The sequence below is a fragment of the Mycolicibacter terrae genome (assembly GCF_010727125.1).
In the GTDB taxonomy this organism is placed as follows: domain Bacteria; phylum Actinomycetota; class Actinomycetes; order Mycobacteriales; family Mycobacteriaceae; genus Mycobacterium; species Mycobacterium terrae.
This window is the reverse complement of the sequence record NZ_AP022564.1, coordinates 2,090,270-2,116,845: the sequence shown is the minus strand read 5'-3', so window position 1 is coordinate 2,116,845 and position 26,576 is coordinate 2,090,270. Positions and strand designations below refer to the sequence as shown.

Here is a 26,576-nt window from a genome sequence, read left to right as displayed (position 1 = left end):
CCCGTTCACCTATCCCAGAAGGGCAGTAGCAATGCGCGTTCTCGTTGTCGGCGGGACCGGCCATTCCGGTTCCCACATCATCCCCGAGCTCATCGCCGCCGGGCACGAGGTCACCGGCCTGGCCCGGTCGGACACGGCCGCGGCGGCGTTGTCCGCGCTCGGCGCTACGGTGCGCCGCGGCGACATTCAGGATCTCGACGGGCTCAAAGCGGCGGCGGCGGACTCCGACGGCGTCATCCACGTCGCGCACCGGCAAGACCTGCTTGCCTCCGGAGGGATCGACGCCGTGACCGCCGCAGAACTCCCGGTCATACTCGCGTACGGCGAGGCACTCGCGGGAACCGGAAAGCCACTGGTCGCCGCGGGCAGTATGGCCTCGCCCGGATACTTGGGCCGACCGGTCACCGAGGAAGACCCGGCCCTTCCCAGCGGCGATGAGCACAAAGGCACCCTGCGGTTCCGTAACGCCGTGGAAGACGCCGTCATCGGCCTCGCCGAGCGGGGAGTGCGGGCGTCAATCGTGCGGCTTCCCACCATCGCACACAGCACAACCGATCAAGCCGGCTTCCTCCCGGGGCTCATCGCGCTTGCGAAGGAAAAGGGCTTCGCCGGCTACCCCGGCGACGGCGAAAACCTCTGGGGCGCTGTGCATGTCCGCGATGCAGCCGCCGTGTTCCGCCTGGCGCTGGAGAAGGGGCCGGCCGGCAGATGTTGGCACGCGATCGAGGACGGGGGCATCCGGTTCCGCGAGATCGCCGAGGCCATCGCCATCCGCCTGGGCCTGCCCACCGTGAGCATTCCCGCGGACGTGCTGATGCTGCCGGGACACTTCGGGTTCTACGCGAATCTGGTCGCGTTGTCCCTGCCGGCCTCCAATCTCATCACGCGCCAGACCCTCGACTGGGAACCCGCTCAGCCCGGCCTGCTCGCCGATCTGGACAACGGCAATTACTTCTCCGGCCGGCTGACGGCCTGAGCCCTGACCAGAGAGCCGACCTGCCACAGGGAGTAGCGAGGACCACCTTCGCCCCACGTCGCGACACGGTGGCCCTCACCCGTCTGCTCGACGCGGCTGTGATGCTGTACAGCCCGTTCAGCGATGAGCCGATCAGAGGTCGCGAGGCCGCCTTGCAGGCCATCGAGACCAGCGACGGACTGGCCGACGACGACAGTTAACGGGGGAGCCCTCAGCGGTGGGACCTGCAGCGCCGCGCTTTACCGGCTGCGAATCGGAGACGCCGCAGTCAACGGATTCTTCTATGCCCGGCTCGATGCGGACGGCGAGGTCGGCGAGATGTCCATAATCTGGCGTCCGCTGCCGGCCTGCGTCGGGGGAGTGCCCCGGGGCGCCTGACCCAAGGCGGCCGGGAATGCCGCGCAGCACGGGGTTGTTGTCGCGGTCGTTCACGTTCGTCAACTGCGACGCGAACCCTCCCAAAAGCAAGGAACAACCCGCGGAGAGATCATGACGTCAAAGCAACCATCACATCGCGGAGAGGTACTCGTCATCGGCGCCGGTGAACTCGGCGGCGCCGTTGTCGCCGCGCTGTCCCAACGGGACGACGCACCGGCGGTGACGGTGCTGCTGCGACCGTCGGACACGCCCCGGCATGCCCAGTTGCGCAATGAGATCATGGCCCGCGGTGCCGGAATCGCGGAAGCTGACGTGGCGACGGCGACGGTGGCCGAGCTGGCGACGATGCTGGCGCAGTTCCACACAGTGGTGAGCTGCATCGGATTCGCGGCGGGTTCGGGAACCCAACGCAAGATCACCGAAGCCGCGCTGGCGGCGGGAGTTCCCCGCTACTTGCCGTGGCAGTTCGGCGCGACTACGACGCGATCGGACGCGGCAGTCCCCAAGACCTGTTCGACGAACAACTCGACGTTCGCGACATGCTACGCGCCCAGAGCACCACCGAATGGGTGATCGTGTCCACCGGCATGTTTGTCAGCTTCCTGTTCGAACCCGACTTCGGTGTCGTTGACCTCACCACCAATACCGTTAACGCGCTGGGCAGTTGGGATACCGAAGTCACCGTTACCACTGCGGAGGACATCGGCGTACTGACCGCGGAGATCATCCAGACCCAGCCACCTATCGCCAATCAGGTCGTCTATGTCGCCGGCGACACGATCACCTACCGCGAGCTTGCCGATATCCTCGAGCGGACCAGGGGAGCTCAGGTCATCCGTAATGAATGGACCGTCGCGCACCTACTCGATGAGCTCGAACGAAACCCCGGTGACAGTCTGCGCAAATACCGGGCGGTGTTCGCTCTGGGCAGGGGCGTCGCGTGGCCAAAAGCCGGTACGTTCAATGCCATCCGCGGCATCCCGACTACCACCGCCGAGGAGTGGGCGCGCAAATACCTCAGCGCAACAGAATAGAGCTGGAGGTTCTGCCTCATGGCGCCCCGAACAGGGGGAGAATTGCAGCATGTCGATCACGCTCTGGAGCATCGCTGCCTTGCTCGCCGCCGGGACGGCGGCCAGCGGGCTCTTGCGGATGCGGGCGTGGTTGCGGAAGCCGGTACCGCCTGAGGTGATCGAGGCCGCGCACCGCGACGACGACAAGGACGGTTAGTTGTACTGGTCTTCGTGGTTCACCGTAATACCCCTTTGTCTGAAACCGGTCGCCTGCGGCTGGCTCGCTGCGTCGTCGATGACGGTTGGATGCTGCGACGAGCCGGAGTAGTGACCGGCAGCGACAAAGGGGACTGATATTGATTCACCTGTTGCAACATGCAGTAATCTACCGGTAAAGCCGCATATTCGATTCCGTCGTATTCACCCGGGTTGGCTACCCACGTGGTGGGGCCGGTTGGCAGGATCGACGAGAGAACCCGGTGTCGGGAGCGGCGATCGCGCGACGGTCTAGGGCTTGGGTTCAGCGAGTATCCGCTCCCACTGAGCACGTCCCCTCGGCGTTAGGCCGACGTCGCGGGTGTCTGGCCATTCCTCGATCTCGGTTATTGACTGTTCGCACCATTCGATGAGGTGGCGGTAAAAGTCGCCAATGAACGTGGACTGACGTTCGATGAGGTGAAGCCGGTGCGGGAACGGGCCGCCCGTGTCGAGCAGTTCTTCGATGAGCGTTGTGCCCTTGGTATGCAATTCGCGAGCGTGGCGCGCGGTCGCTTCCAGGGCCGCGCGAAGCTCCTCTTTGGTGGCCTGGTCGCCGAGGAACAGCCTGAGGAACCCCTCGACTTCGAGCAGCGGCGCCGCTGGTTCGCTGCCGAACCACTCCTTAAGCGCCGCGCGGCCTTCCGGTGTGATGGTGTAGCGCGTGGCTTGTTTTCTACGGCCGTCGACAACCTCGGCGGTGGCGTGTCCACGTTCGACTAGGCGCTTGAGCTCCGCGTACAGATGGGCATCCGATCGCGGCCAGAAGAAGTGCATGCCGCGTTTGATCTGCGCCACGATTTCGTAGGCGGTCCACGGCTTGACGCCCAACAGACCCAGGAGCGCGAACGATGTGGTGGTCGGCTGCGAGGTCATCCCTTGACAATACTCCATTATGGAGTAACTTAAGCTCCACACTGGAGTACGGAGGTGCAGATGAACGACACCGGATGTGTGACACTCGTCGACACCACCAGGGACGAACTGCGGGAACGCATCGATGAGGCGCGGCAACGGTTCTATCGGTTGGCTCGCTCCGCGGATCCCCAGGCTCGGCGACGAGGGTTGGATTGGACGGTTCATCAGGTCATCGCCCATGTGCTCTGTGTCGCGCGCCGCTATCAGGCGATCGCCGAGGGGCGGGACTTCCGCCGTGCCCGCTACCCACGCGAGCTCGATCAGATCAACCACGAAGAGATGTTGGCGGCAATGGCGCCAATTCCGCAGTTGCTTGACCAACTCTCGGCGCTCGAACCGGTGATGGACGCGTTCTTTGACGGCCTGCCCGATGACTACGCGGCTGAGTTTCATTGTGGTGCCGTGGTTTCTGGAGTAGTCGTGCAGATCAATTGGCTCTTCGACTTGATCTTGCACGGAGAGGACATTGCGCGATCGGTCGGTGTGCCCTGGGAGATTCGGGAGCGCGACATGTTGCTCCTGCTTCGCGAGGGGCTAGAGGTCGCGCCCGCATACATCAGTGGGACGGTGGACCCCACGACCGACATCTGCGTCGCTCTGCAGATCCCCGACGCTCGACCCTACGTCGTGCATGTCCATGACGGCATCGCGGAATCGCGCCCGCGCCGTCCGGGCGACCGGCCGGACGCTGTTGTAAAGGTGCCGGCGTCAACGATGATCAGGCTGCTAATCCAACGCATCGGACCGTTCACTGCCGCGCTCCAGGGTCTACGCATCGTCGGGGGAGGACGGCCGTGGAAGGCGCTGAAGCTGCAATCTTGCTTCGAGCCTGTTTAGCCGGGTGCATCGTGAGAAAGGACAGATTGATGGCGACGCGCGACGATCACGCCGAATCGGGATCGCGCATAGGCGCGATGACCGATGACCTGTATCAGCTGTATCTACGTGTAATGCGGCACGTCGGCCACTATCACTGGTTCTCCGTGTTGATGAAACACGCTGGTTCACGAGTCGACCGGGCCTTGATCCGTGCGAGCCGTGGCCGACTGTCGCTGGGTGGCCCCCACATGCCAACAATGTTGCTCACGACGCGAGGCAGACGAAGCGGCAAAGAGCGGACCGTTCCACTGTTCTTTGTCCGCGACGGCAAGAATCTCGTCGCTGTGTGCGAGAACTTCGGGCTAGAGGCAGCATCCAGTTGGCCAAGAAACCTGCTCGCCGACCCCAAGGCACGCATCGAGATCAACGGCGCCACTAGAAACTATCTTGCCCGCCCGGCCACAGAGGAAGAGGTCGCGCACAATATGCCAAGGCTCAACCAGACGTGGCCTGCGCACGACACCTACCTTCAGCGAAGCGGTACGCGTCACGTAATTGTCTTTGAGCCGGTCGATGCTGCGACGTGAAAAAAGTTGTGCTGCAAATCGTTACGTGACGTATCGCGACCATGGTTGGGCGGCGAGTTCGGCGTGGCGTTGGGTAACTTGGTAGCTATAGCCGAGCAGTTCAGCCACGAGGGGAGGCCACACCAAATCCGCTGTTCCAAAGCACTTTTCCCTCCCGGCCAGACTGCGCACCGCAGCGGTAAGGCGGAGGAGCGATTGATTCATCTGTTGCAATATGCGGTAGTTTACCCGACATAATGTAGGTTATCGGCATACGGGTGAGCTGGGCCGGCGAAGGTCGTGCGGTTGCATCAAGCGTCGTCGCTTACCGGCGGACCCAGTTGGAAAATTCTGTCATGCCAAAGCATCACCCGTCTGGCAAGCTGGCGCGGCGGCACCGGCACAAGCCGCACTAGCCCTGCGGCGCCTGCTCGGCCACTCGCGGCCGGGTACTCGCCGCCATCGCTGGGCCGCGCGTACCCGTGCTGGATCCCACACCGAAGCACTCTCCTCACTCCCCGTTCCGCCGGGCAATACGTCACAGTGACGTAATGAGGCTGGCCGGCGAGTAAGGCGACTTCGGTTCTGGCGCAGCCGTATTCGCTCCGATGTTGCGCTTCTGAGGCCCCTTGGGCCCGTCGGCTTAGTTTTGCGGGGACGGCGGCGTCACCGGCTGGCAGGCATTGACTCCCGGATTCCACCAGTTGCCCGGACCGCAATTTGGCGGCGCCGTGGGCTGGCAGGCATTGGCTCCCGGATTCCACCAGTTGCCCGGACCGCAATCAGGTGGCTGAGCTGACCCCACACCCGGCGCTACCGCTGTCGAATACACCGCAGGCGCTAACGCCACCGCCACGGCGAATGCTAGGCGAAGAACGAACGTACCCATCGAGACCTCCCTCGAGTGCCAAACCCCCGATCTGGAGGCCGATCTACTAGCACTACCCAACGCCGAGGCGCCGCAATCACGATCCGCGGCAATCCCCCGCGCGATCGCCGTACCCGAGTCCGGCTTTTGTTGGGCCGACCCGTATCCAGTACCGCCACGCGGCCGCCGGGGCACTCTCCCCCTCGGCCCAGGTCAATTCGTCACGGTGACGAATCTATTTGGGGTGCAGCACTATTCGTGACAACGCGCAAATGAGCGGCTCAGCCGCGCTACCGCGATAGGTCACGTGAGGTGATGATTTCACCGGTGTGTCCCAACATAGTTCTGCCTGTGAGTTCGCCCAACCGGTCAGTCGGCGACGGCGTGGACGGTGCGGCAGGCTAGGCTGCTCGGGAGCGGGGGGCGTCCCGAGAGCAGTGGAGAGGGATGCGATGTCGAGGCAGTTGACCGACCTGGAGATACTTGGCGAGCTGGAACCGGTTGCCGCCGCCAATGTGACACGGCACGAAGCGGCGGCCGTCGAGTGGAATCCCCACGACTACGTGCCCTGGGATCACGGCCGCGATTTCGCGCGCACCGGCGGGAGCGACTGGTCACCGGAGCAGTCGAAGCTCAGTGACGTCGCGAAGGCGGCGATGATCACCAACCTGCTCACCGAAGACAACTTGCCCTCATACCACCGTCAGGCGGCTAAGTACTTCTCCGGCGACGGCGCCTGGGCGGCATGGGTGGGCCGATGGACCGCCGAGGAAAACCGGCACGGCATCGTGATCCGCGACTATCTCGTCGTCACCCGCGGGATCGACCCGGTGGCACTGGAGCAGGCGCGGATGCTGCATGTGACCAACGGGTTCACGGCCACTGCCGAGGAGGAGGCACGGCACCGAACCGACTTCCTCCTGTCGGTCGCCTACGTGACGTTCCAAGAGCTCGCCACCCGCGTCAGCCACCGCAACACCGGCAAGGTGTGCAACGACCCGATCGCAGACCGCATGCTGCAACGCGTTGCCGCTGATGAGAATCTGCACATGATCTTCTACCGCAACGTGTGCGGTGCAGCGTTGGATCTCGTACCCGACCAGGCCCTGGAGGCGGTGGCCAACGTCGTAGAGCACTTCCGGATGCCCGGCCAGGGCATGCCGAACTTTCGTCGCAACGGGGTGCTGATGGCCAAGCACGGGATCTACGACCCCCGACAGCATCTCGACGAGGTGGTGAGGCCGGTTCTGCGCAAGTGGCGGATCTTCGAGCGCAATGATTTCACCGCCCAGGGCGAGCAACGCCGGGAACATCTCGCAGCGTATCTGGAAAACCTTGAGCGCCAAGTGATCAGGTTCGAGGAGCAGCGCGACCGTCGTTTCGCCCGCGACGCGCTCAAAGCGGAAGTCGAAGCCGTTTAACCGACGGCATCGATCGCCCGGTATATCCGCCTCTCGCTGACCGGACGCGCAGTGCCGAGCTGCTGAGCCCACAGGCTGACTCGCAGTTCCTCGATCTGCCAACCGATGTCGCGAACATCAGCGGCCGCGCGCCGGGTGGCGGGCAGCGCCACCAACAGCTCGTCGTAGGCCTCCTGCACGGCATGCACCTGGGCCATCCGCTGCCGGTCGGCGGTGATGCCGTGCGGTAGCTGCTCCAGGCGCCGACGGATCGCGGCCAGGTAGCGGGTGATATCGGACAGGCGCGCTCGCCCGGCGGTGGTGACGAAACCGGGCGCCAACAACCGCGCCAGCTGGTCGCGGATGTCGGCGATGGCGTCTTGATGGGCAGCTGGTGGCTGGGCGGGCAACAACAGCTCGACGTCACGGGCAGCGGCGAGCAGCTTCTCCACCCGGGCCACGATGTCCAGCGTCGCGGCCACCAGGTCTTTGCCCGCCGCGGCGCGCAGCGCGGTGAACGCCTCGCGCGTGAACACCGGGCCGCCCGCCAGCACATCCATCGCGGCGTCGGCGCAGTCCTCCAGCAGCGCCGCGAGTGAGCCGTCCGGATTCGCCTTCAGCGTCAACCGGACACGTGTATCCAATTGCCGTTCAACCACTTTGATCGGCGATGCAATACTGCAGCGCAGCAGCCGCCGGGTACCTGCCGCCATAGCTGCGGACTGTTCGGCCGCGGTGGCGAACACGCGTAGGTCGGCGGCGGCGCCGGTGTCGACGAAGGCGGGATGTCCGCGGACCACCCGCCCGCCGACGACATGCTCGACCACACGCGGCACCTCGTCGAGATCCTCGGGCCAGTCACGCAGCCCGGTTCGTTCCAGATCGCCGGCAACCACACCGGCCACCGCATCACGGGCCGATGCGGCGAATCGCTCCTGCAATGCCGGCAGATCGTCGCCGCGGGCCAACTCCGAGCCGTCGGCGGCCTCCACGGTGAACGTCACCCGCAGATGCGCCGGCAGCGTAGCCAGATCGAACGCCTCGACGGGTACCTCGACGCCGGTGCGGCGGCGCAATTCGCATTGCAGCGCCGCCAACAGCGACCCGTCGTCGGGGTTCAGCGCGGGCAGCACCGCGCGGGCGGTGTCCGGGGCGGGCACGAAATTTCGGCGCAGATCCTTGGGCAGTGAGCGGATCAGCGCGGTCACCAACTCCTCGCGCAGCGCCGGCACCTGCCAGCTGAACGCGTCACCGCCGAGGCGGGCCAGCACATCGATCGGCACATGCACGGTGACACCGTCATCGGCGGCGTCGGGCTCGAACCGGTAGGTCAGTGGCAGCGCCGCATCACCGGTCTGCCAAGTGTCGGGCCGTCCGGCGGCGACGACGGCGTCATCGGCGCGCAGCAGATCAGCACGGGTGAAGGTCAACAGATCCGGTGTCTTATGCCGTTGCTTGCGCCACCAGCCGTCGAAATGCCGAGCGGAGACGATATCGGCCGGAATCCGGGCGTCATACCAGGCGTAGAGATCGTCGTCATCGACGATCAGGTCGCGGCGGCGGGCCCGGTCCTGCAACGCCTCGAGTTCGGCCCGCAGCCGCGCATTGTCGGCCAGGAAGCCGTGGCGGCCCTGCCAGTCGCCCTCCACCAGCGCGTGCCGGACGAACATCTCCCGGGCCAGGTCCGGTTCGATCCGGGCGTAGCCGACCCGGCGGCGTGCCACCAGCGGCAGGCCGTACAGCGTCACCCGCTCATAAGCCAGCACCTCGCCGCGCTGGGCGTCCCAGTGCGGTTCGCTGTAGCTGCGCTGCACCAACTCCCCCGCCACCCGCTCGACGACTTCGGGCTGGATACGCGCCGCGGTGCGGCCATACAAGCGGCTGGTCTCGACCAGCTCGGCCACCACCACCCAGCGCGGTGGCTTCTTGGCCAGCACCGATCCGGGCGCCAGTACGAATCGGGAGTTGCGCGCCCCGAGGTAGTCGCGCCCGTCCACGTGGCGCATCCCGATGTGCGAGAGCAAACCGGCCAACAGGGCCGCATGCACGCGATTCCGGCCGGCCGGTTCCCCGACGTCGACCCCGGACTCGCGCAGGCCCAGATCGCGGGCGATGCTACGCAGCTGCCCCACCAGATCCTGCCACTCCCGGATCCGCAGATAGTGCAGAAACTCGTCGCGGCACATGCGTCGGAACGCACTGCCGCTCAACGATTTCCGCTGATCGGAGAGATAGCGCCACAGGTTGAGGTAGGACATGAAGTCCGACTCGTCATCGGCGAAGCGGGCATGCTTGGCCCGGGCGGCCTCCTCACGGTCGGTGGGACGTTCCCGCGGGTCGGGAATCGTCAGCGCCGCCGCCAGCACCAACAGCTCGCGCAGGCAGCCCTCGTCGTCGGCGGCCAGGATCATCCGGCCCAGCCGCGGGTCGACGGGCAACCGGGCCAGCCGGCGACCCAGATCGGTGATCTGCCCCTGGGCGTCGAACGCCCCGAGTTCGATCAGCAGCGCCACCCCGTCGCGCACGCTGCGCGCATCCGGGGGATCCAGGAACGGGAAGTCCGTCACCTCACCAAGCCGCAGCGCCGCCATCTGCAGCAGCACCGCGGCCAGATTGGTGCGCAGCACTTCGGGGTCGGTGTAGGCCGGTCGGGCCTCGAAGTCGGCTTGCGAGTACAACCGGATGCACACACCCGGAGCGGTGCGCCCGCAGCGGCCGGCACGTTGGGCGGCCGACGCCTGCGAGATCGGTTCGATCGGCAGCCGCTGCACCTTCAGTCGCCTGCTGTAGCGCGAGATCCGGGCGTTGCCCGGGTCGATGACATAGCGGATGCCGGGCACGGTCAGCGACGTCTCGGCCACGTTCGTCGCCAGCACCACCCGCCGGGTGAGATTCGATGCGGGGCGCCGCGCGAACACCTTCTGCTGTTCGGCGGTCGGCAGCCGGGCGTACAGCGGCAACACCTCGAGGGAGGTGACGCCCAGGCGCAGCCCGTTGAGGGCCTCAGCGGTATCCCGAATCTCACGCTCACCGGACAGGAACACCAGAACATCGCCCGGCGGCTCGGCCTGCAGCTCACCGATCGCGTCGACGATCGCCTCGATCTCGTCACGCATCTCGGTACGCACGATCTCCCGGTCGGGATCGTCGGGATCATCGGCGGCGCTCGCCGGGACCGCGACTTCCAGTGGGCGGTAACGGATTTCCACCGGATAGGTGCGCCCGGACACCTCGATGATCGGAGCCCCTCCGAAGTGCGCGGCGAAACGCTGCGGCTCGATGGTCGCCGAGGTGACGATCACCTTCAGATCGGGGCGCCGCGGCAGCAGCTCCCGCAGGTAGCCGAGCAGGAAGTCGATGTTGAGGCTGCGTTCGTGGGCCTCGTCGAGAATCAAGGTGTCGTAGCGCAGCAGCCGCCGGTCGCGCTGGATCTCGGCGAGCAGAATGCCGTCGGTCATCAGCTTGACGCACGTGCGGTCGCTGACCCGGTCGGTGAACCGCACGGCATAGCCGACGACGTCGCCGAGTGGAACCGACAACTCGTCGGCGATGCGCGCAGCGACCGTGCGGGCGGCGAGCCGGCGCGGCTGCGTGTGTCCGATGGTGCCGCGGATCCCCCGGCCGAGCTCGAGACAGATCTTGGGCAGCTGAGTCGTCTTGCCCGACCCGGTCGCCCCGGCCACCACCACTACCTGATGTGCCCGGATCGCCTCGGCGATCTCGGCGCGCCGATCGCTGACCGGCAGTTCGGGATAGCTGATCGCCGGCACGGCGGCTCGTCGCGCCGCAACGACCGCTTCTGCGGCGGTGATCCTGTCGGCGAGTTCCCGCAGCTTCTCCGGCTGGGCGCTGCGGAGGTGTTTGAGGCGCCTGCCGAAATGCACGGCGTCGCGGATGGTCAGGCCGTCGAGCCGGCCGCGCAGATCTGCAGCAGAGGGCTCGGGCACTCCGTCGAGGATAGCGGCGGGCCCTGATCAGCTGACCGTGGGCACATCCACCAGACCGGTGAACCCGCTCGGGTCATGGGGGCCGATGACGAGTTGTTCGAGCACCCCGATGCCGGTCCGATCCCCCCACCGGGCGCGCATCACCTGCTGGACGTGAATGTTGTCCAGCGACAGATTGTCGAGCGCCTCGACCGACGCCTGCTCGCCACCGACGACGAGTTCGTCGTGCCAGAGCCCGTGCGACCACTGGGGATGGAAGTAGCCGGCGCCTTTCATCCGAAAGGTCAGTAACGGCTGTAGCTCAATGCTTTCGGTGGCGTCACCGCGCGGGAAGGTCAGGCGCGCGCCCTGCGAGCGGCGCAGGCCCGGCGCCCAATCGATCGTGTGGGTGATGTCGATGTGCTCCACCCGGTCGGGTCGGCCGTAGACCGGATCGCCGGGCCGCAGGATCGGCAGCACGACCCCGCTGTGCGCCCAGGACAGCCCCGCCTGATCCTCGAACGTCAGAAAGTGCACCCCGACATCGTCGAAATTCAAAGGCGCCCACAGAAAGAACAGCTGCCCCGCCGAGGCTTCGGGCGCCGCCGGCGCCGGCAACCCGATCGGGCGCAGGCCCCACGAGCGGTCTTTGGTGCCGTAGACAGTCTGCTCGTCCAGGACGCGGGTCGCGCCATCGACGGTCACCGATCCCGCCCACCGGCCCAGCTGCGAGGCGCGGGTCATGTCGATGATCAACCGCGAGCCCAGATAGCGGGTCTGGCGGGGTTCTTCGTAACCGGCGGTGCGTGCGGTGAACGTGATGTCGGCACTCAACCCGTGCTCGGGTGCGTCGACGACGACGCGGTTGACGCGCAGCGGTTCGACGATCTCGATCCGGATGGGCCCGATCGCGGTCTGGGTGCGATCCAGCGGGGCACGGCCGGAGGCGAACACCGAGCGCTGGGTGCGCTCATGCACCACGCTGAACGCGGCATCGATGACGCCGCGGTTCGGGTAGATCCCCAGGGCCACGGCGAAGTAGAAGTCTTCGGTGTAGCCGTTGAACCAGAACCGGTCGTAGTGATCAGGATGACCGTTGCCGGCGTGCGCCAGCGCCATCGGAGTCTGATGGATGGGGTAATCGTCGAACGGTGTCAACACCACGAGGCCCTACCCGTCGAGTAGCGCTTCGGTGCCCAGATCGCTGATCTGGGCGCACGCCCGGCGAATCATGGTCAGAAACATCTCGTCGCCACGGTCGGTGCGCTCGACCAACATCGCGGCCGGCGGCAGGAAGAACACCGCGTAGGCGGCCTGGCGGCGGTAGTCGGCCCAGCATTGCTCCCAGTCGTAGTCGCAGACCCCGGCGGCGGTGAGTGCGTCGAAGTAGCCGCGAACCAGGTCCTGTTCGTGTGTCCGGCGTAGCTCGGGATCCAACGCGGTGCCCAGCAGAAAGGCGACATCCAGCAATCCGCACCCGCGGTCCACCGTCTGCCAATCGACCACCGCCACCGGCACATCGCCGCCCTTGGCGTCGAAAAGCATGTTGTCGGTTCGGAAGTCACCGTGTACGACAGTGATCGGGCCGCGTGGCCGGGTATCGGGCTCCGCCGCGTGAACGCTGAGCCGGCGCATCAGTGCTACGATCTCGGATCCCAACTCGGCGGCGTATCGCTCGCAGAACTGTTCGATGAGCAGCGGAACGATCTGTGCGAGGACATCGGCGGTGTTGCGGCTGTGGTTGAGCCAGTCGTAGTCGTCGAACTCCGTTTTCTCCCAGAACGGTGCGTGCAACGCCGCCGCCTGAGCCAGCGCGGCGCGGGCGTGCTCGACGGTGAATCCCCGGAGTTGGTCCACCGCGGCTACCGGCGTCATGTTCTCCAACAGCAGCACGAATCGGCCGGTGGCGGTTTCGATATCACTGAACAGGTAGCCCGGCGTCGTCACCGCGGTCCGGCCCCCCAGGTACTGGTAGAAGCGCACCTCGCGTTCGTAGAGCCGCTGCATGACCGCGGCCTGGCGGCTGTTGGGATCCTCGGCCGGCAGTTTCGCCACGACGCTGGCCGGACCACCGGCATCGGCCCGGTCGTAGCTGAGGGTGAACACCAGCGTGTCCGCGACCTGGCCGGTACCGATCGGCGCCGCGGCCACGGCCGTCACCGAACCGTCGGTCAGCACGCCGCAGTGCCGCAGGACTTGGGTGAACCACTGTGCGCTCATCTCGTGGCGGTCGACCAGCGGCGGCGGTATCGCGACGGTGCTCACAGCTAGCACCATAACGACAGCGCCGGCCCAGCGAGTCCGACCGGGGCGGGACACGCTCAGCCGTCAATGACGGCCAGACCGCGGCGCCTGAGATCGGCCACCGAAACGACGTGCCGTCAACTTTACAAAGCAGCACCAAAATGTCACGCTTGCGGCCGGACCTGAGGCCCTGCGCCCTGACTCGGATGGTCCCTGATCACAGCATCGACAACGAGGAGTCGGCGAGTGGCGGGCAGCGAATTCTCCGGCCGCACCATGGTGGTGTCCGGCGGCAGCCGTGGTATCGGATTGGCGATCGGCCTGGGGGCCGCTCGCCTGGGCGCCAATGTGGTGTTGCTGGCCAAAACCGCCGAACCGCATCCCCGATTGCCGGGCACGGTGCACACCGCCGCCGCCGAGATCGAAGCGGCCGGCGGCAAGGCCCTGGCTGTCGTGGGTGACGTGCGCAGCGAAGAAGACGTGCAGCGTGCCGTCGACGCCGCGGTGGAGCGCTTCGGCGGTATCGATGTCTGCGTCAACAACGCCAGCTCCATCGCCACCGAGCCGACCGAGCAGCTGTCGGCCAAGAAGTTCGATCTGATGCAGGACATCAATGTGCGTGGGACGTTCCTGCTGACCCGGGCGTGCCTGCCGCATCTCCGGCGATCCGCTGCAGCCCACGTGCTGACCATCGCTCCCCCGGTCAACATGAACCCCTACTGGCTGGGCATACATCCGTCCTACACGCTGTCCAAGTACGCCATGAGTCTGCTGACGCTGGGTTGGGCCGCGGAATACGCCGACGCCGGAATCGCGTGCAACTGCCTGTGGCCCGAGACCTACATCGCCACCTCGGCAGTGGCCAACTCCCCCGGCGGCGGGCAGTTGCTGGAGAAGGCACGCAGCCCGCAGATCATGGCGGACGCCGCCGTGGAGATTCTGCGACGACCCGCCGCCGAAGCCAGCGGCCGGTGCTATATCGACGCCGACGTGCTGGCCGAGACCGGCGTGACCGACTTCTCTCGCTACGGTGGCGGGCCCGAGCCGCTGATGGATTTCTTCGTCGACCGTCCGCTGGGCGGCGGCGTCACATCCCGGTGAAGGGTCGCCGGACCCCGGTCAGCGCAGGTAGATCTCGCTGCCGCTGGGATATCCGCCGCCGATCGTCGTGACGTGGACGTGGTCGTAGTGGCCATAACCGCCGCGCTGCGCCCCACCATCGGGCGTGTAGTAGACCCCGCGCCAGATGGCGTCCTGCAGGCCGAACCGGCCCGCGTTCTCCATCACGTAGGCCACGATCGAGTCGCCGAGCGCGATGCCGTCGGCGCTGCCGGGGTTGGGGATCATCACATCGAGCGCCAGCCCGTTGGGGTGCCAGCGTAAGGCGTCGGCTCGCACGCCCCCGATCTGGTGGATCTGCGGGAAGGCGTCGCTGATGCTGCGGGCCGCTTGGATCGTCTTGACCTGAAGGCCTCGTTCCGGGGCGACCCCGGCCGGCAGGAAGCGGGACACCACCCGCATCCGAGACGCCGCCGCGACCCCGGCGGGCGTGCCCTGCCGCAGGTAGTCGGCGGGTGCCGCGACCAGCTGCATTCCGCCCGCTGATTCGGCCTCAGCAACCACAGGTGCGGTTTCTTTGGCGACCGTCGGATTGGCGCTGCCGCCCACAGCAAAGAACACTGCCACTGGTGCGATGACTACGGCCATCCATGCCGACGACTTTCGGCGCTGGCTGGCTAACTCGTGTCGGCCCACGAGTAGATAGGATACGAGAAATGTGGCTAATAGTCACAAATTTATAAAGCTCAGGAAACATTTTAGAATCGCGGGGCGAAACAAGTGCGGTCTTCACTGCCGAATAGCCATTGTTCGTGCAGATCAGCGGGCCCTGGGTGGCGCAGCGCACAGCGGCAAAGGTAGAGCACCTAATCAGATGGGTTTAGACTGCACCCCATGAAGTCGACGACCATCGCCGCGGCGGTCATGGGTTTGGCGGTGGCGCTGGCGGCACCCGCGCAGGCCGACCGCGACATTGATTTCGCCAACGAACTGCACACCTACGGCATCTACGGCCCCCGGGACTACAACGCGTGGCTGGGCAAGATCGTCTGCGAGCGTCTGGACAAGGGTGTGGACGGTGACGCCGCCAAGTCGGTGCGCTTCATCACCCCTAACCTGCCGAAGGGCACCAACCAGTCGCAGCCCAACCCGGCCCAGGCCTGGCAGTTCCTCGGCGCCGCGATCAACACCTACTGCCCGGACAAGCGCGGCGTATTCGAGCAGGCAGCAGCCCAGCAGGGCTGATGGACGTCAGCCGGCTCTGGCAGAACAAGCTGTTCGCCCGCACCGTGGGCGCCACCTACGCCCGCGCCATCGAACAACCCGGGGCGGCTCGCGTCTTTGGTCGGCTGCTCTTCGGCACCGACGTCGACCGCATCTACCGGGCCATGGACGTCGTCACCGACGTGCCTGACGGTGCGGCCGTTCTGGATGTGCCCTGCGGTGGCGGGATCACCATCGCCCACCTCAGACCCGGGCAGCGCGTGCGCTACGTGGCGATGGACATCTCGGCGGGCATGCTCGACCATGCCCGCCGGCGCCTGCGCCCCGAGCAGCGCGACACCGGCGGTTCAGCGAGGCTCGACGAAGGAGAGGCGAAGCTGGAACCGCCGCATAGACCCGGCGGTTCAGCGAGGCGAGCATCGAAGCGATCCCGTTCCCCGACGACCATTTCGACCTGTGCGTGTGCTTCAACGGGCTGCACTGTCTGCCCGATCCCGCCGCCGCCATCCGTGAGGTCGCCCGGTGCCTCAAACCAGGCGGCCGGCTCGTCGGCGATTTCGCCACCCGCGGGCAGGTTCGCCGCGCCGACGCCTACATGGCCGTGATGCGAGCCAGCGGCACCTTCGGTCCCGGCGGCACCCTCGACGACGCCCGGCGGTGGTTCACCGAAGCCGGTCTGACCGTCGACGAACTCGAATGTTCCGGTGCGATCACGCATTTCGCCGTCCACAAATAAACGTTCCTGATTCAGCCCTAGCCGCACCGGTTTGGCGGACTATCGTCGTTGGTATCCCGACACGACGGCGAGAGGGTTCCACGATGGCCGAACGCAGCATTCTCGACAGTTTCGGAACCAAAGACCAGCTGGCCGTCGATGACACCAGCTATCAGATCCGGCGGCTCGACCGCATCGACGGCTCGGAGCGCCTGCCCTACAGCCTCAAGGTTCTGCTGGAGGACCTTTTGCGCAACGAGGACGGCCGCCTGGTGACCGACGAGCAGATCAGTGCGATGGCCGCCTGGGATCCTCAAGCCGAGCACGGCCGGGAGATCGCCTACACCCCGGCGCGGGTGCTGATGCAGGACTTCACCGGGGTGCCCTGTGTCGTCGACCTGGTCGCGATGCGCGATGCGATCGCGGATCTGGGTGGCCAGACCACCCGGATCAACCCGCTGTGCCCGACCGAGCTGGTGATCGACCACTCGGTGATCGCCGACGTCTTCGGTCGCACCGACGCCTTCGCCATCAACGCCGAGCTGGAGTTCGAGCGCAACGCCGAGCGCTACCAACTGTTGCGGTGGGGGCAGCAGGCATTCGACGACTTCTCGGTGGTACCGCCCGACACCGGCATCTGTCATCAGGTCAACCTGGAATACCTGGCCCGGGTGGTGTTCACCCGTGACAGTGCGGAGGGCCCGCTGGCTTACCCGGACACCCTGGTCGGCACCGACTCGCACACGCCGATGGTCAACGGCCTCGGGGTGCTGGGCTGGGGCGTGGGCGGGATCGAAGCCGAGGCCGCCATGCTGGGCCAGCCGATGAGCATGCTGATCCCCCAGGTGGTGGGGCTGAAACTCAGCGGTGAATTGCAGCCCGGCACCACCGCCACCGACCTGGTGCTCACCGTTGCCGAGTTGCTGCGACGCACCGGGGTGGTCGGCAAGTTCGTGGAGTTCTTCGGCCCGGGCGTGGCCAACGTGCCGCTGGCGAACCGCGCCACCATCGGCAACATGAGCCCCGAGTACGGAGCCACCTGCGCGATCTTCCCGATCGACCGCGTCACGTGCGACTACCTACGGCTCACCGGCCGCTCCGAGCACCAGATCAAGCTGGTGGAGGCCTACGCCAAAGAGCAGGGCATGTGGCACGACCCCGACCGCGAGCCGGCGTTCTCCCAAATCCTGGAACTGGATCTGGCCAGCGTGGTGCCGTCGATCGCCGGACCGAAACGCCCGCAGGACCGGATCCCGCTGCGGGTGGCCCCGCAGACCGTCTGCGCGCTGCTCGGCGGCGTCGAAACGACCGAACAGGCGCTGTCAGACCTCGATGAGGCCTCCGCGGACTCCTTCCCGGCCAGCGACCCGATCGCCTTCGGCGACACCAGCAGCCCCACGGGCAGGCCTCGCACCCCGCAGAGCGATTGCGCCGCAGACGATTGGCCGTCCGCCAGCGTGGCCGTCGAACTCTCCGACGGCACCCGCACCGACATCAACCAGGGCGACGTGGTGATCGCCGCGATCACCTCCTGCACCAACACCTCCAATCCCTCGGTGATGGTCGGCGCGGCACTGCTGGCCCGCAACGCCGTCGACAAGGGCCTGTCCCGCAAGCCCTGGGTGAAGACCACCCTGGCACCGGGGTCGCGGGTGGTCACCGATTACTACGACCGGGCCGGGCTGACCCCGTATCTGGACAAGCTGGGCTTCAACCTGGTCGGCTACGGCTGCACCACCTGCATCGGCAACTCCGGCCCACTGATCCCGGAGGTGAGCAAGGCCGTCGTCGACAATGACCTGACCGTGTGCTCGGTGCTGTCGGGCAACCGCAACTTCGAGGGCCGCATACACCCCGAAGTGCAAATGAACTTCCTGGCCTCACCACCGCTGGTGGTCGCCTACGCGCTGGCCGGAACGCTGCGGGTCAACCTGCTGACCGACCCGCTCGGCACCGGCAGCGACGGCGAACCGGTGTACCTGCGCGACATCTGGCCGACCACCGAGGAGATCGCCTCCGTCGTGGACGACAACCTGCAGGCCGAGATGTTCACCGCCAGCTACGCCGACGTCTTCACCGGTGACGAACGCTGGCGCGCGCTGAAGGTGCCGGAGGGCGACACCTTCTCCTGGGCGCCCGACTCCACCTACGTGCGCCAGCCGCCCTACTTCGACGGCATGACCCGCGAGCCGGCACCGATCACCGACATCACCGGTGCGCGGGTGCTGGCCAAACTGGGCGACTCGGTCACCACCGACCACATCAGCCCGGCCGGGTCGATCCGATACGACTCACCGGCCGGAAAATACCTGTCCGCACACGGCATTGAGCGCAAGGACTTCAACTCCTACGGTTCCCGCCGCGGCAACCACGAGGTGATGATCCGCGGTACGTTCGCCAACATCCGGCTGCGCAATCAGTTGGCACCGGGAACCGAGGGCGGCTTCACCCGTGACTTCACCCAGCCGGACGCTCCGGTCAGCACGATCTACGACGCGTCGGTCAACTACCTCGACGCCGGCATCCCCTTGGTGATTCTGGCCGGGAAGGAATACGGCTCCGGCTCGTCTCGCGACTGGGCCGCCAAGGGCACCGTGCTGCTGGGGGTGCGGGCGGTGCTCGCGGTGTCCTACGAGCGCATCCACCGCTCCAACCTGATCGGGATGGGAGTACTCCCGCTGCAGTTCCCCGACGGCGCCGATGCCGACTCCCTGGGGCTGACCGGTGAGGAGACCTTCGATATCACCGGCGTGACCGCGCTGGGCGACACCATCCCCGACACCGTGCACGTCAAGGCCGGCTCGGGCAAGGACGCGGTGGAGTTCGACGCCACGGTCCGCATCGACACCCCCGGTGAAGCCGACTACTACCGGCACGGCGGCATCATGCAATACGTGCTGCGGCAGCTGCTCGACTGATCCGAAAACATCGCCGTGCGATCTGCTTCCGGTCTGGTGACCGGCAGCGTAGAGATCGGTGTCGATTGCCCCCAACTGGCCATCGCCGGATGCGGCCCGGTGGTATACCGAGACACGCTTTCGGTGTGCGATGAGAGGGGCGGAAACCGGGTGGGTGCAACGACGACAATGCCGGCGACCGGTACCCGGGAGGCGGTGCGAACCCTCAACCCGGGCTACTTCGCGCTGGTGATGGCCAGCGGGATGGTGTCGATGGCCATGTACCACCAGAACGCCTACCGGGTCTCGGTGTTGCTGCTGTGGGTGACGGCACTGTCCTACCTTGTCCTGGTCGCGGTGTCCGCAGTGCGCGTCATCGCCTTCCCGCACGAATTCCGGGCCGACCTGTCCGACTCCGGCCGCGCGTTCGGGCTGTTCACCTTCGTGTCGGCCACCAACGTGTTGGGGGCCCGCCTCGTCATCGACGGCCATGACGGTATCGCGGTCGGCCTGCTGATGGTCAGCTCGCTGGCCTGGCTGGTGCTCGGCTACCTGATTCCGTGGACCGCCGTGCTGGGCACCTCGGAGCGTCCGGTGGTGCGGCGGGCCAACGGCACCTGGTTCATCTGGGTGGTGGCCAGCCAGTCGGTCGCGGTGCTGGCCGCCGTACTCGAGGTCGACATGGCGGAACCGTGGCGTCAGGGCCTGGCGCTGCTCGCGGTGGTCTCCTGGTCGATCGGGGTGTTCCTCTACGGCGCCGCCGGAATCTTCGTCGCCCTGCGTCTGCTGCTCTACCCGCTGCTGCCCGAGGATCTGATCCCGCAGTACTGGGTGGCGATGGGCGCCACGGCGATCACCGTTCTGGCCGGCGCGCGGATCGTCGAGATGGCCGAGGCGCCGATGGTCACCGCCACCCGTGGTCTGATCGCCGGAACGTCGGTGATGTTCTGGGCGTTCGGCACGTGGCTGATCCCGCCGTTGATCGCCGCCGGGGTGTGGCGCCATGTCGTGCACCACATCTCACTGCGCTATGAGGCCCCGTGGTGGAGTGTGATCTTCCCGCTGGGCATGTACGGGGTGGGCAGCCACTACCTGGGGCAGGCCGACCACCTCCCGATCGTCTACCACATCGGCTCGGTGCAGAGTTGGATAGCGCTGGGCGCGTGGGCTATCACGTTCGTCCTGATGTTGCATCACTTGGCGGTCACGCTGGGTCCCGAGGCGCGCAGATCGCCGCGGTGACTCTCAGCCCAGCCGGGCTCCGTCGGCGGTGAAGAAGTGCAGGTCCGCCACATCGAGGTGCAGCGCCAGCCGGCTCCCCCGCTGAATCTCGGTGCCGCCCGGAACCCGGGCGACCACCGATTGCGGCGCCTGCCGGTCGACGGTCCGGCCGTACAGGTAGGTGTCGGCGCCGAGTTCTTCGACGAACTCCACCTCGACACCGATTCCGCGGTCGGCGATCCGCAGCTGCTCGGGTCGGATACCGACGGTCAACTCGGCTGCGGCGGCAGAGATTTCGGACGGCAGGGGCAGCGCATAACCCCCCAACGTCACCGCACCGTCGACGACCGGCACGGCGAACAGGTTCATCGCCGGCGACCCGATGAACCCGGCGACGAACACGTTGGCCGGATGGCGATAGAGCTCGCGGGGCGGCGCGCACTGCTGCAGCACCCCGTCGCGCAACACCGCCACCCGGTCCCCCATCGTCATGGCCTCCACCTGGTCGTGGGTGACGTAAACGGTGGTGATGCCCAGCCGGCGTTGCAGCTCGGCGATCTGATTGCGGGTCTGCACGCGCAGCATGGCATCCAGATTCGACAGTGGCTCGTCCATCAGGAAGACCTGCGGGCGACGCACGATCGCCCGGCCCATCGCGACCCGCTGGCGTTCACCCCCGGACAGGTCCTTGGGTCTGCGCTGCAGATGCGCCTGTAAACCCAGCAGCTGTGCGGCCTCCAGCACCCTGGTGCGGATCTCGGCCTTCGGGGTCTTGGCGACCCTCAGGGCGAAACCCATGTTCTGCGCGACCGTCATGTGCGGGTACAGCGCATAGTTCTGGAACACCATGGCGATGTCACGAGCACCGGGGTCGGTCTCGGTGACGTCAGTGCTGCCGATGCAGATCCGTCCTGCATCAACGGGTTCCAGGCCGGCCAGCATCCGCAGGGTGGTCGTCTTGCCGCATCCGGACGGCCCGACCAGCACCATGAACTCGCCGTCGTCGACGGACAGGTTCAAGGCGTCGAGCGCGGGGCGGTCGGTACCGGGATAGCGCCGGGTCACGGAGTCGAAAGTCACTGAAGCCACTGCGGTCCCCTGACTACCGTCCACCGAACCCGGTGGCGGCGATGCCGCTGATGAAGGCGCGTTGCGCCACCGCATAGATCACGATCAGCGGCGCCAGCATCAACATGGACGCCGCCATCAGCACCGGCCACTCGGCGACGTACTCCCCCTGCATCCACACCAGCCCGAGGGTAAGGGTGGCAATGCTCTTGCGTTGGATCATCAACAGCGGCCACAGGAAATCGTTCCAGACGTTGATCCAGGTCAGTACCGCCAGCACCATCACCGCCGGTCTGGCGTGCGGCAGCAGGATCCGCCAGTAGACCTGCCACGGCGAGCACCCGTCCAGAATGGCCGCCTCCTCCAAGTCGACCGGCAGTGTCGCAAAGAACTGCCGCATCAGATAGGTGCCGAACGCACTGCCGAACAGCCCGGGGATGATCATCGCCCACATGGTGTCGGTCCACCCGAACACCCGCATCAAGATGAACTGCGGAATCACGGTGACCGTCAACGGCACCATCAGGGTGGCCAGGTACAGCACGAACAGCGTGTCGCGGCCGGTGAACGGCAGCCGGGCGAAGGCGTAGCCGGCCAGGGAGCAGAAGAAGACCTGCCCGGCCGTTACACAGCCGGCGTAGAGAACGGTGTTGAAAAGCATCCGCCAGAACGGCATTCGGGCGAACACGTCCAGGTAGTTCGACCACTGCGGGTGGGCCGGCAACAACATCGGCCGGCTGATCTCGGCCTGGCGTTTCAGCGACCCCGACAACGCCCACAGGATGGGGAACAGTGCGCATGCCGCGACACCGGCCAGGCCCGCGTAGACACCGAGCAGCCCGCCGATACGGTGTCGCACCGGACGTCCGGTGCGCCGGGCGGTCATTGGTCCACCGCATTGCGGCGCGACAGCCTCAGTTGGATGACCGTCAGCACCAGCAGCACGGCGAACATCACCCACGCCAGCGCGGACGCGTAACCGAAGTCCAGGAAGGCGAACGCCTGCTGGAACAACATGATGGCCAACACGTAGGTGCCGGTCTCCGGGCCCCCGCTGCTCCCGGTGAGCACATAAACCAGATCAAATGCCTGAAACGCGTTGATCACCGAGATCACCACCACGAACCACAGCGCGCCGCGGATCATCGGCACCGTGATGGACACGAAGCGCCGGACCTCCCCGGCGCCGTCGATGCGGGCCGCCTCGTGCAGCGAATCCGGCACACCCTGCATCGCCGCCAACAGGATCACCGTCGCAAACGGGACGCTCTTCCACACGCTGACCAGACACAGCGAAGCCATCGCCCAATGCGGCTCGGTCAGCCACGGCACTGGCGAGATGCCGAACCAGCCGAGCATGATGTTGAGCAAGCCGCTGTCGGTGTTGAACACGAACTGCCACACCACCGCGATCACCACCGAGGACACCGCCAGCGGAAGGAACGCGATCGCCCGGAACAGCCCGATGCCCTTGATCCTGCGGTTGAGCAATCCGGCCACCGCCAGACTGATCAACACCGTCGGGACCACGGTGCCGACGGTGAACACCGTCGTGTTGCGCACCGCGATCCCGAACAGCGGATCCTCGGTGAACAGGTCGCGGAAGTTCGCCGCCCCGACGAACGTCGGCGGGCTGAACAGATCCCAGTGCTGGACGCTCATGTAGAGCGAGAACGCGAGCGGGAACGCCATGAACACCGCGACCGCCGCCAGATTCGGGGCGATGAACCATCGTCCCGCTCGTGCGCGCCTGCGTGTCGGGTTCATGCGGGGGCCAATACCTCGTCGATCTGGGGCGACAGGCCGGCCTTCAGGCTCGCCGCGGGCCGCTTCCCGCGCAGCACCGGCCCGATCGCGCGGTCCATCAGGGCGTGCACCTTCTGCCATTCCGGGGAGACCGGCAGGCCCTCGGAGTGGGCCGGGCCGCCGGTGAGCACATCGAGGTTGGCGATACCGGTGTGGGCTGCTCTGAACGCGGGCGCGGCGATCGCGGATCGCAGCACCGGCACGAACAGGCCGGACTCCCCGATCAGCGTCTGCCCCACCGGCCCGGCAGCGAATTTCACGAACTCCCAGGCCTGTCGGCGGTGCCGACTGGCGGCGGCGATGGCCAGGCCGGTGCTGCCGATCGCCGAGCGGGCAGCCATTCCCTTGGCGGCCGCCGCCGGCCCGGTCGGCAGGACGGCCACGTCGAAATCGAGCTCGTCGGCCTGCGCGAAGGTCTGGTAGCGCCAGTGGCCGCCGAGCGCCATCGCCGCCTGGCCCGCGGTGAACAAGCCCATGGTGGAGATCGCCTGGGTGTCCGATGCCGCAGGTGCCACCCGGTGCACGCAAGCCAGATCGGCGTAGAACTGGATGCCGGCGAGGAAGGCGTCATCGTCGAAGTTCAGGTGGGTGGGGTTGAATCGTGGGACGGCCCATGGTGTGCCGTTGTTCATCCCGAACAGCGCCGCGGAGTAGGGCGGCGACCAGGTGTCGACGAACCCCCACTGGGTGACCCGGCCGTCGGCGGACCGGCGGGTCAGTGCGGTTGCCGTGTCGAGGAATTGGTCGAACGTCCAGGGCCGGTCCCAGCGCCCCGGCGGTGGCGGCACCCCGGCCTCGGCGAAGATCCGGGTGTTGTAGAACAAGAACGCCCCCGACCACTGCTCGGGGAAGGCGTACTGGCCGCCGTTGAAGCCGAACGTCTCATACAGCACCGGGATGCTGTCGGCGTGCAGTGCTGCTGCGAACTCCCGGTCAGCGTCCAGCAGCGGGTTCAGATCCGCCAGCACGCCGCGGTCGGCCAGCCCCGCGTAGTTGAACTCCCAGGCCATCAGCACATCCGGGCACCTGCCGCCGGCGCAGAATGTCGATATCTGCTGGGTGGGATCTCCCCCGGCCAGCACGGTGCGCATCCGGATGTCGGGATGTTCGCGCTGGAATGCCGTCACGATGCGCATCCTGGTGTCGGCCTCTTCCGGGTTGGCCGCGAAGAAGAACGTCACCGCGTCGTCGTCGGCGCCGCACGCCGACGGCCACGGCACCGCAGCGGCCATCCCCACTGTCGCGGCGCCGCGCAACACGGTGCGTCGCCGCAACGGGTTTCCGCCCCAAGGCCGCACGCGGGGAACCGTCACACTTCGATCGGCGGGTAGAGGCGTTCGAGGGAGTACTGACGATCTCGGCGTGCGGCCCAACTGCTGGCGGCCAGTGACACGACCAGGATCCCGGCCAGCACCGCCACCGACGTCCACATCCGGGCATCGATACCGCCGACGGTCAACTGACGTAAACCGTTGACCGCGTAGGTCATCGGATCATACGGGTGCAGAATCTGGAACGGTTTCGCCGTGGTCTCCACCGGATACACCCCGCCGGAGGACACCAGCTGGAACATCAGGAATGCCAGGGTGAACACCCGCCCGACCGCGACACCGAGCACCGCGTTGAACGCCTGGATCAGCGCCAGGAACGACGCGGCGATCAAGGCCAGGAACGCGACCGTGCCCGCGGCGTACTTCGCCTGCAACCCGACCCCGAAATGCACCACCGCATACATCAGCACCACCTGGCACAGGCCCAGCAGCAGGGCCGGCCAATAGGAGGCCAGCACGACCCGCAGCGCACCGAGACCGTTGACGATGGCGCGAGTCTGCAACGGGGTCAGCAACATCCACACGATCAGTGAGCCGATGAACAATGCCAGCGGCAGGAAAAACGGCGCGAAGCCGGTGCCGAAGGTGGCGGCGTGATGGGTGAAGTCCATGTCGACACCGACCGGGCTGGCCAGGATCTGCGAAACCTCGACACGCTGCTGGTCGGTGACCGTCGAGGCGCGTTGATCCGCCTCGCCCAACCCCGATGCCAACTGCCCGGCTCCGTCTTTGAGCTGATTGCTGCCGTCGGTCAACCCGACCAAACCCTCGCTGAGCCGGTGTGCGCCCGCGTCGAGGTCGGTGGCGCCGTCACGCAGCGTGACCAGATCGGCTTTGAGTCCGCCGTCGAGGGCGTGGGCGATGAGCGTGCGCAGCCCGCTGCCCGGATCGGCCAGGTCGTTCTCCAGCGTCTGGGCGTTGGTGCGCAGCTGCGCCAGTCCCTGGTCGGTGGCCGGGTCGAGCCCTGTGACCCCGAGGAGCCGCTGGGCGCCGGCAAGGGTGTCACCGAGCCCGCGAACGGCCGGATCGGGGTTGGCGCGCAGCGCATCGACCACCTGGTTGACGATTCCGGCGGCCTGCTGATAGTTGACGTTGAGCGCCGCGATCCGGTCGGACACCGTTTTGATGTTGCCGCTCAACGCGGTGGCGGCGGCACCGGCGGCGTTCGGGTCCAGGCCCATGGCGCCGAGGTCGTCGGTCAGCTTCAGCAGCGGCTCGGTGGCCTGCTGGACGCCCTGGGACAGCCGGCGGCTGCCGTCGGCGAGAGCCGCCGAACCATCGCGTGCTGTCGCGAGGTTGTCCGCCAATGCCTTTGAGCCCTGCCAGAGTTGATCGGCGCCGTCGGCGGCCTTCTTGACCTCGTCGGTCACCTGGGTCAGCGCGGTGCCGATCACCTGCTGGCCGACCTTGGCGCTGACCTCGTTGAGAACCTCGCGGGCGGCGTTCTGACCCATCACCGACGCCAGATAGTTATTGGCGTCGTTGAATCGGAACTGGATCTGCGCCTTCTGCGGATGCGGACCCGCGGGCGACACCACCGCCGCGCTGAAATCAGCCGGCAGGGTGATCGAGAAGTAATAGGTGCCGTCCGAAACCCCTTTGACGGCGTCGCTTTCCGATACCTGGTGCAGATCGAGCTGGCCGGAGTCAACCAACGCGCGGGTGACCTCGTCGCCGGCGTGCAGCTGGTTTCCCGAGACGGTGGCGCCGGTGTCCTCGTTGACCAGGGCGACCGGGATCTTGTCGATGGCGGCGAACGGATTCCAGAACGCCCACAGATACATCGCGCCGTAGAGCAGTGGCAGCACAATGATGGTGATCAGGGCCAGCCGCGGCATGGTGCCGCGCGAGTAGCGTTTGAGGTCGGTGCCCAACGACATTCCGGCGAGCAT

General features: G+C 66.7%; 21 protein-coding genes and 2 pseudogenes. 13 read left to right on the top strand and 10 right to left on the bottom strand.

What is annotated here, in order from left to right; all coding sequences use genetic code 11:
• Positions 1 to 31 precede the first annotated feature (31 nt).
• The 4 genes and pseudogenes from G6N23_RS10240 to G6N23_RS21440 all read left to right on the top strand — a co-directional run bounded on the left by G6N23_RS10240 (position 32) and on the right by G6N23_RS21440 (position 2,584).
• Positions 32 to 976: an SDR family oxidoreductase gene (locus tag G6N23_RS10240; RefSeq protein ID WP_085259358.1), complete on the top strand. Its 945-nt coding sequence runs from the start codon at positions 32 to 34 to the stop codon at positions 974 to 976.
• A gap of 68 nt (positions 977 to 1,044) precedes the next feature.
• Complete coding sequence (locus G6N23_RS22385; protein WP_264069064.1) at positions 1,045 to 1,176, top strand: hypothetical protein; 132 nt, start codon at positions 1,045 to 1,047, stop codon at positions 1,174 to 1,176.
• Positions 1,177 to 1,465: 289 nt separating this feature from the next.
• A pseudogene (locus G6N23_RS10235) lies at positions 1,466 to 2,388 on the top strand (aromatic alcohol reductase).
• A gap of 49 nt (positions 2,389 to 2,437) precedes the next feature.
• On the top strand, positions 2,438 to 2,584 hold the full coding sequence (locus G6N23_RS21440) for a hypothetical protein (RefSeq protein ID WP_095173870.1): 147 nt from the start codon (positions 2,438 to 2,440) through the stop codon (positions 2,582 to 2,584).
• Positions 2,585 to 2,874: 290 nt separating this feature from the next.
• Here the strand turns inward: G6N23_RS21440 and G6N23_RS10230 are convergent, their stop codons facing one another.
• Complete coding sequence (locus G6N23_RS10230) at positions 2,875 to 3,498, bottom strand: PadR family transcriptional regulator (protein ID WP_085259486.1); 624 nt, start codon at positions 3,496 to 3,498, stop codon at positions 2,875 to 2,877.
• 60 nt (positions 3,499 to 3,558) lie between these two features.
• On the opposite strand from G6N23_RS10230, the gene G6N23_RS10225 reads away from it, so the two are divergent.
• From G6N23_RS10225 to G6N23_RS10215, 3 genes are all read left to right on the top strand, one after another.
• The gene (locus G6N23_RS10225; RefSeq protein WP_085259485.1) at positions 3,559 to 4,377 is read left to right on the top strand and encodes a maleylpyruvate isomerase N-terminal domain-containing protein; all 819 of its coding nucleotides are present in this window, start codon (positions 3,559 to 3,561) and stop codon (positions 4,375 to 4,377) included.
• A gap of 29 nt (positions 4,378 to 4,406) precedes the next feature.
• A complete protein-coding gene (locus G6N23_RS10220) occupies positions 4,407 to 4,946 on the top strand; it encodes a nitroreductase/quinone reductase family protein (RefSeq protein WP_173675019.1) in 540 nt (179 codons plus the stop codon).
• A gap of 1,299 nt (positions 4,947 to 6,245) precedes the next feature.
• Positions 6,246 to 7,214: an acyl-ACP desaturase gene (locus G6N23_RS10215; RefSeq protein WP_085259355.1), complete on the top strand. Its 969-nt coding sequence runs from the start codon at positions 6,246 to 6,248 to the stop codon at positions 7,212 to 7,214.
• On the opposite strand, the gene hrpA is transcribed toward G6N23_RS10215, so the two are convergent.
• Genes hrpA through G6N23_RS10200 form a run of 3 tightly spaced genes read right to left on the bottom strand, consistent with a single transcriptional unit; the run spans position 7,211 to position 13,384 of the window.
• On the bottom strand, positions 7,211 to 11,140 hold the full coding sequence (gene hrpA / locus G6N23_RS10210; RefSeq protein WP_085259354.1) for an ATP-dependent RNA helicase HrpA: 3,930 nt from the start codon (positions 11,138 to 11,140) through the stop codon (positions 7,211 to 7,213). The genes G6N23_RS10215 and hrpA overlap by 4 nt on opposite strands.
• A 27-nt stretch (positions 11,141 to 11,167) precedes the next feature.
• Positions 11,168 to 12,283 carry an Rv3169 family protein gene (locus G6N23_RS10205; protein ID WP_235687141.1) on the bottom strand — a complete coding sequence of 372 codons (1,116 nt, stop codon included), beginning with the start codon at positions 12,281 to 12,283 and terminating at the stop codon, positions 11,168 to 11,170.
• Between the two features lie 6 nt (positions 12,284 to 12,289).
• A complete protein-coding gene (locus G6N23_RS10200) occupies positions 12,290 to 13,384 on the bottom strand; it encodes an aminoglycoside phosphotransferase family protein (protein ID WP_157997533.1) in 1,095 nt (364 codons plus the stop codon).
• A gap of 255 nt (positions 13,385 to 13,639) precedes the next feature.
• On the opposite strand from G6N23_RS10200, the gene G6N23_RS10195 reads away from it, so the two are divergent.
• On the top strand, positions 13,640 to 14,464 hold the full coding sequence (locus G6N23_RS10195) for an SDR family oxidoreductase (protein ID WP_234808487.1): 825 nt from the start codon (positions 13,640 to 13,642) through the stop codon (positions 14,462 to 14,464).
• An 18-nt stretch (positions 14,465 to 14,482) separates the two neighbouring features.
• Here G6N23_RS10195 and G6N23_RS10190 read toward each other — a convergent pair whose 3' ends face one another.
• Positions 14,483 to 15,118 carry a VldE C-terminal domain-containing protein gene (locus G6N23_RS10190; protein ID WP_085259351.1) on the bottom strand — a complete coding sequence of 212 codons (636 nt, stop codon included), beginning with the start codon at positions 15,116 to 15,118 and terminating at the stop codon, positions 14,483 to 14,485.
• 198 nt (positions 15,119 to 15,316) lie between these two features.
• Here G6N23_RS10190 and G6N23_RS10185 point away from each other — a divergent pair, with 198 nt between their 5' ends.
• From G6N23_RS10185 to G6N23_RS10170, 5 genes and pseudogenes are all read left to right on the top strand, one after another.
• Positions 15,317 to 15,667, top strand: coding sequence for a DUF732 domain-containing protein (locus tag G6N23_RS10185; protein WP_085259350.1), 351 nt, complete (start codon positions 15,317 to 15,319; stop codon positions 15,665 to 15,667).
• Positions 15,667 to 15,915 (top strand): annotated as a pseudogene (locus G6N23_RS22580) (class I SAM-dependent methyltransferase); the annotation flags it as partial. The gene G6N23_RS10185 and the pseudogene G6N23_RS22580, both read left to right, overlap by 1 nt.
• Positions 15,916 to 16,106: 191 nt before the next feature.
• Positions 16,107 to 16,382 (top strand): class I SAM-dependent methyltransferase, encoded by a 276-nt coding sequence (locus tag G6N23_RS22375; RefSeq protein ID WP_264069054.1) that lies wholly within the window; start codon positions 16,107 to 16,109, stop codon positions 16,380 to 16,382.
• Positions 16,383 to 16,465: 83 nt separating this feature from the next.
• Positions 16,466 to 19,279, top strand: a complete 2,814-nt coding sequence (gene acnA, locus G6N23_RS10175) for an aconitate hydratase (RefSeq protein WP_085259349.1) — start codon at positions 16,466 to 16,468, stop codon at positions 19,277 to 19,279.
• 168 nt (positions 19,280 to 19,447) lie between these two features.
• Positions 19,448 to 20,500, top strand: a complete 1,053-nt coding sequence (locus G6N23_RS10170; protein ID WP_085259348.1) for a tellurite resistance/C4-dicarboxylate transporter family protein — start codon at positions 19,448 to 19,450, stop codon at positions 20,498 to 20,500.
• A 3-nt stretch (positions 20,501 to 20,503) separates the two neighbouring features.
• Here the strand turns inward: G6N23_RS10170 and G6N23_RS10165 are convergent, their stop codons facing one another.
• The 5 genes from G6N23_RS10165 to G6N23_RS10145 form a co-directional block, all read right to left on the bottom strand.
• Positions 20,504 to 21,568, bottom strand: coding sequence for an ABC transporter ATP-binding protein (locus G6N23_RS10165; RefSeq protein WP_085259347.1), 1,065 nt, complete (start codon positions 21,566 to 21,568; stop codon positions 20,504 to 20,506).
• 13 nt (positions 21,569 to 21,581) lie between these two features.
• Positions 21,582 to 22,433, bottom strand: coding sequence for a carbohydrate ABC transporter permease (locus G6N23_RS10160; protein WP_085259346.1), 852 nt, complete (start codon positions 22,431 to 22,433; stop codon positions 21,582 to 21,584).
• Complete coding sequence (locus tag G6N23_RS10155) at positions 22,430 to 23,314, bottom strand: carbohydrate ABC transporter permease (protein WP_085259345.1); 885 nt, start codon at positions 23,312 to 23,314, stop codon at positions 22,430 to 22,432. Before G6N23_RS10155 ends, G6N23_RS10160 begins: the two co-directional genes overlap by 4 nt.
• Complete coding sequence (locus G6N23_RS10150) at positions 23,311 to 24,585, bottom strand: ABC transporter substrate-binding protein (protein WP_085259344.1); 1,275 nt, start codon at positions 24,583 to 24,585, stop codon at positions 23,311 to 23,313. The genes G6N23_RS10155 and G6N23_RS10150 overlap by 4 nt, the downstream gene beginning before the upstream one ends.
• Before the next feature lie 77 nt (positions 24,586 to 24,662).
• Positions 24,663 to 26,576, bottom strand: coding sequence for a YhgE/Pip family protein (locus tag G6N23_RS10145; protein ID WP_085259343.1), 1,914 nt, complete (start codon positions 26,574 to 26,576; stop codon positions 24,663 to 24,665).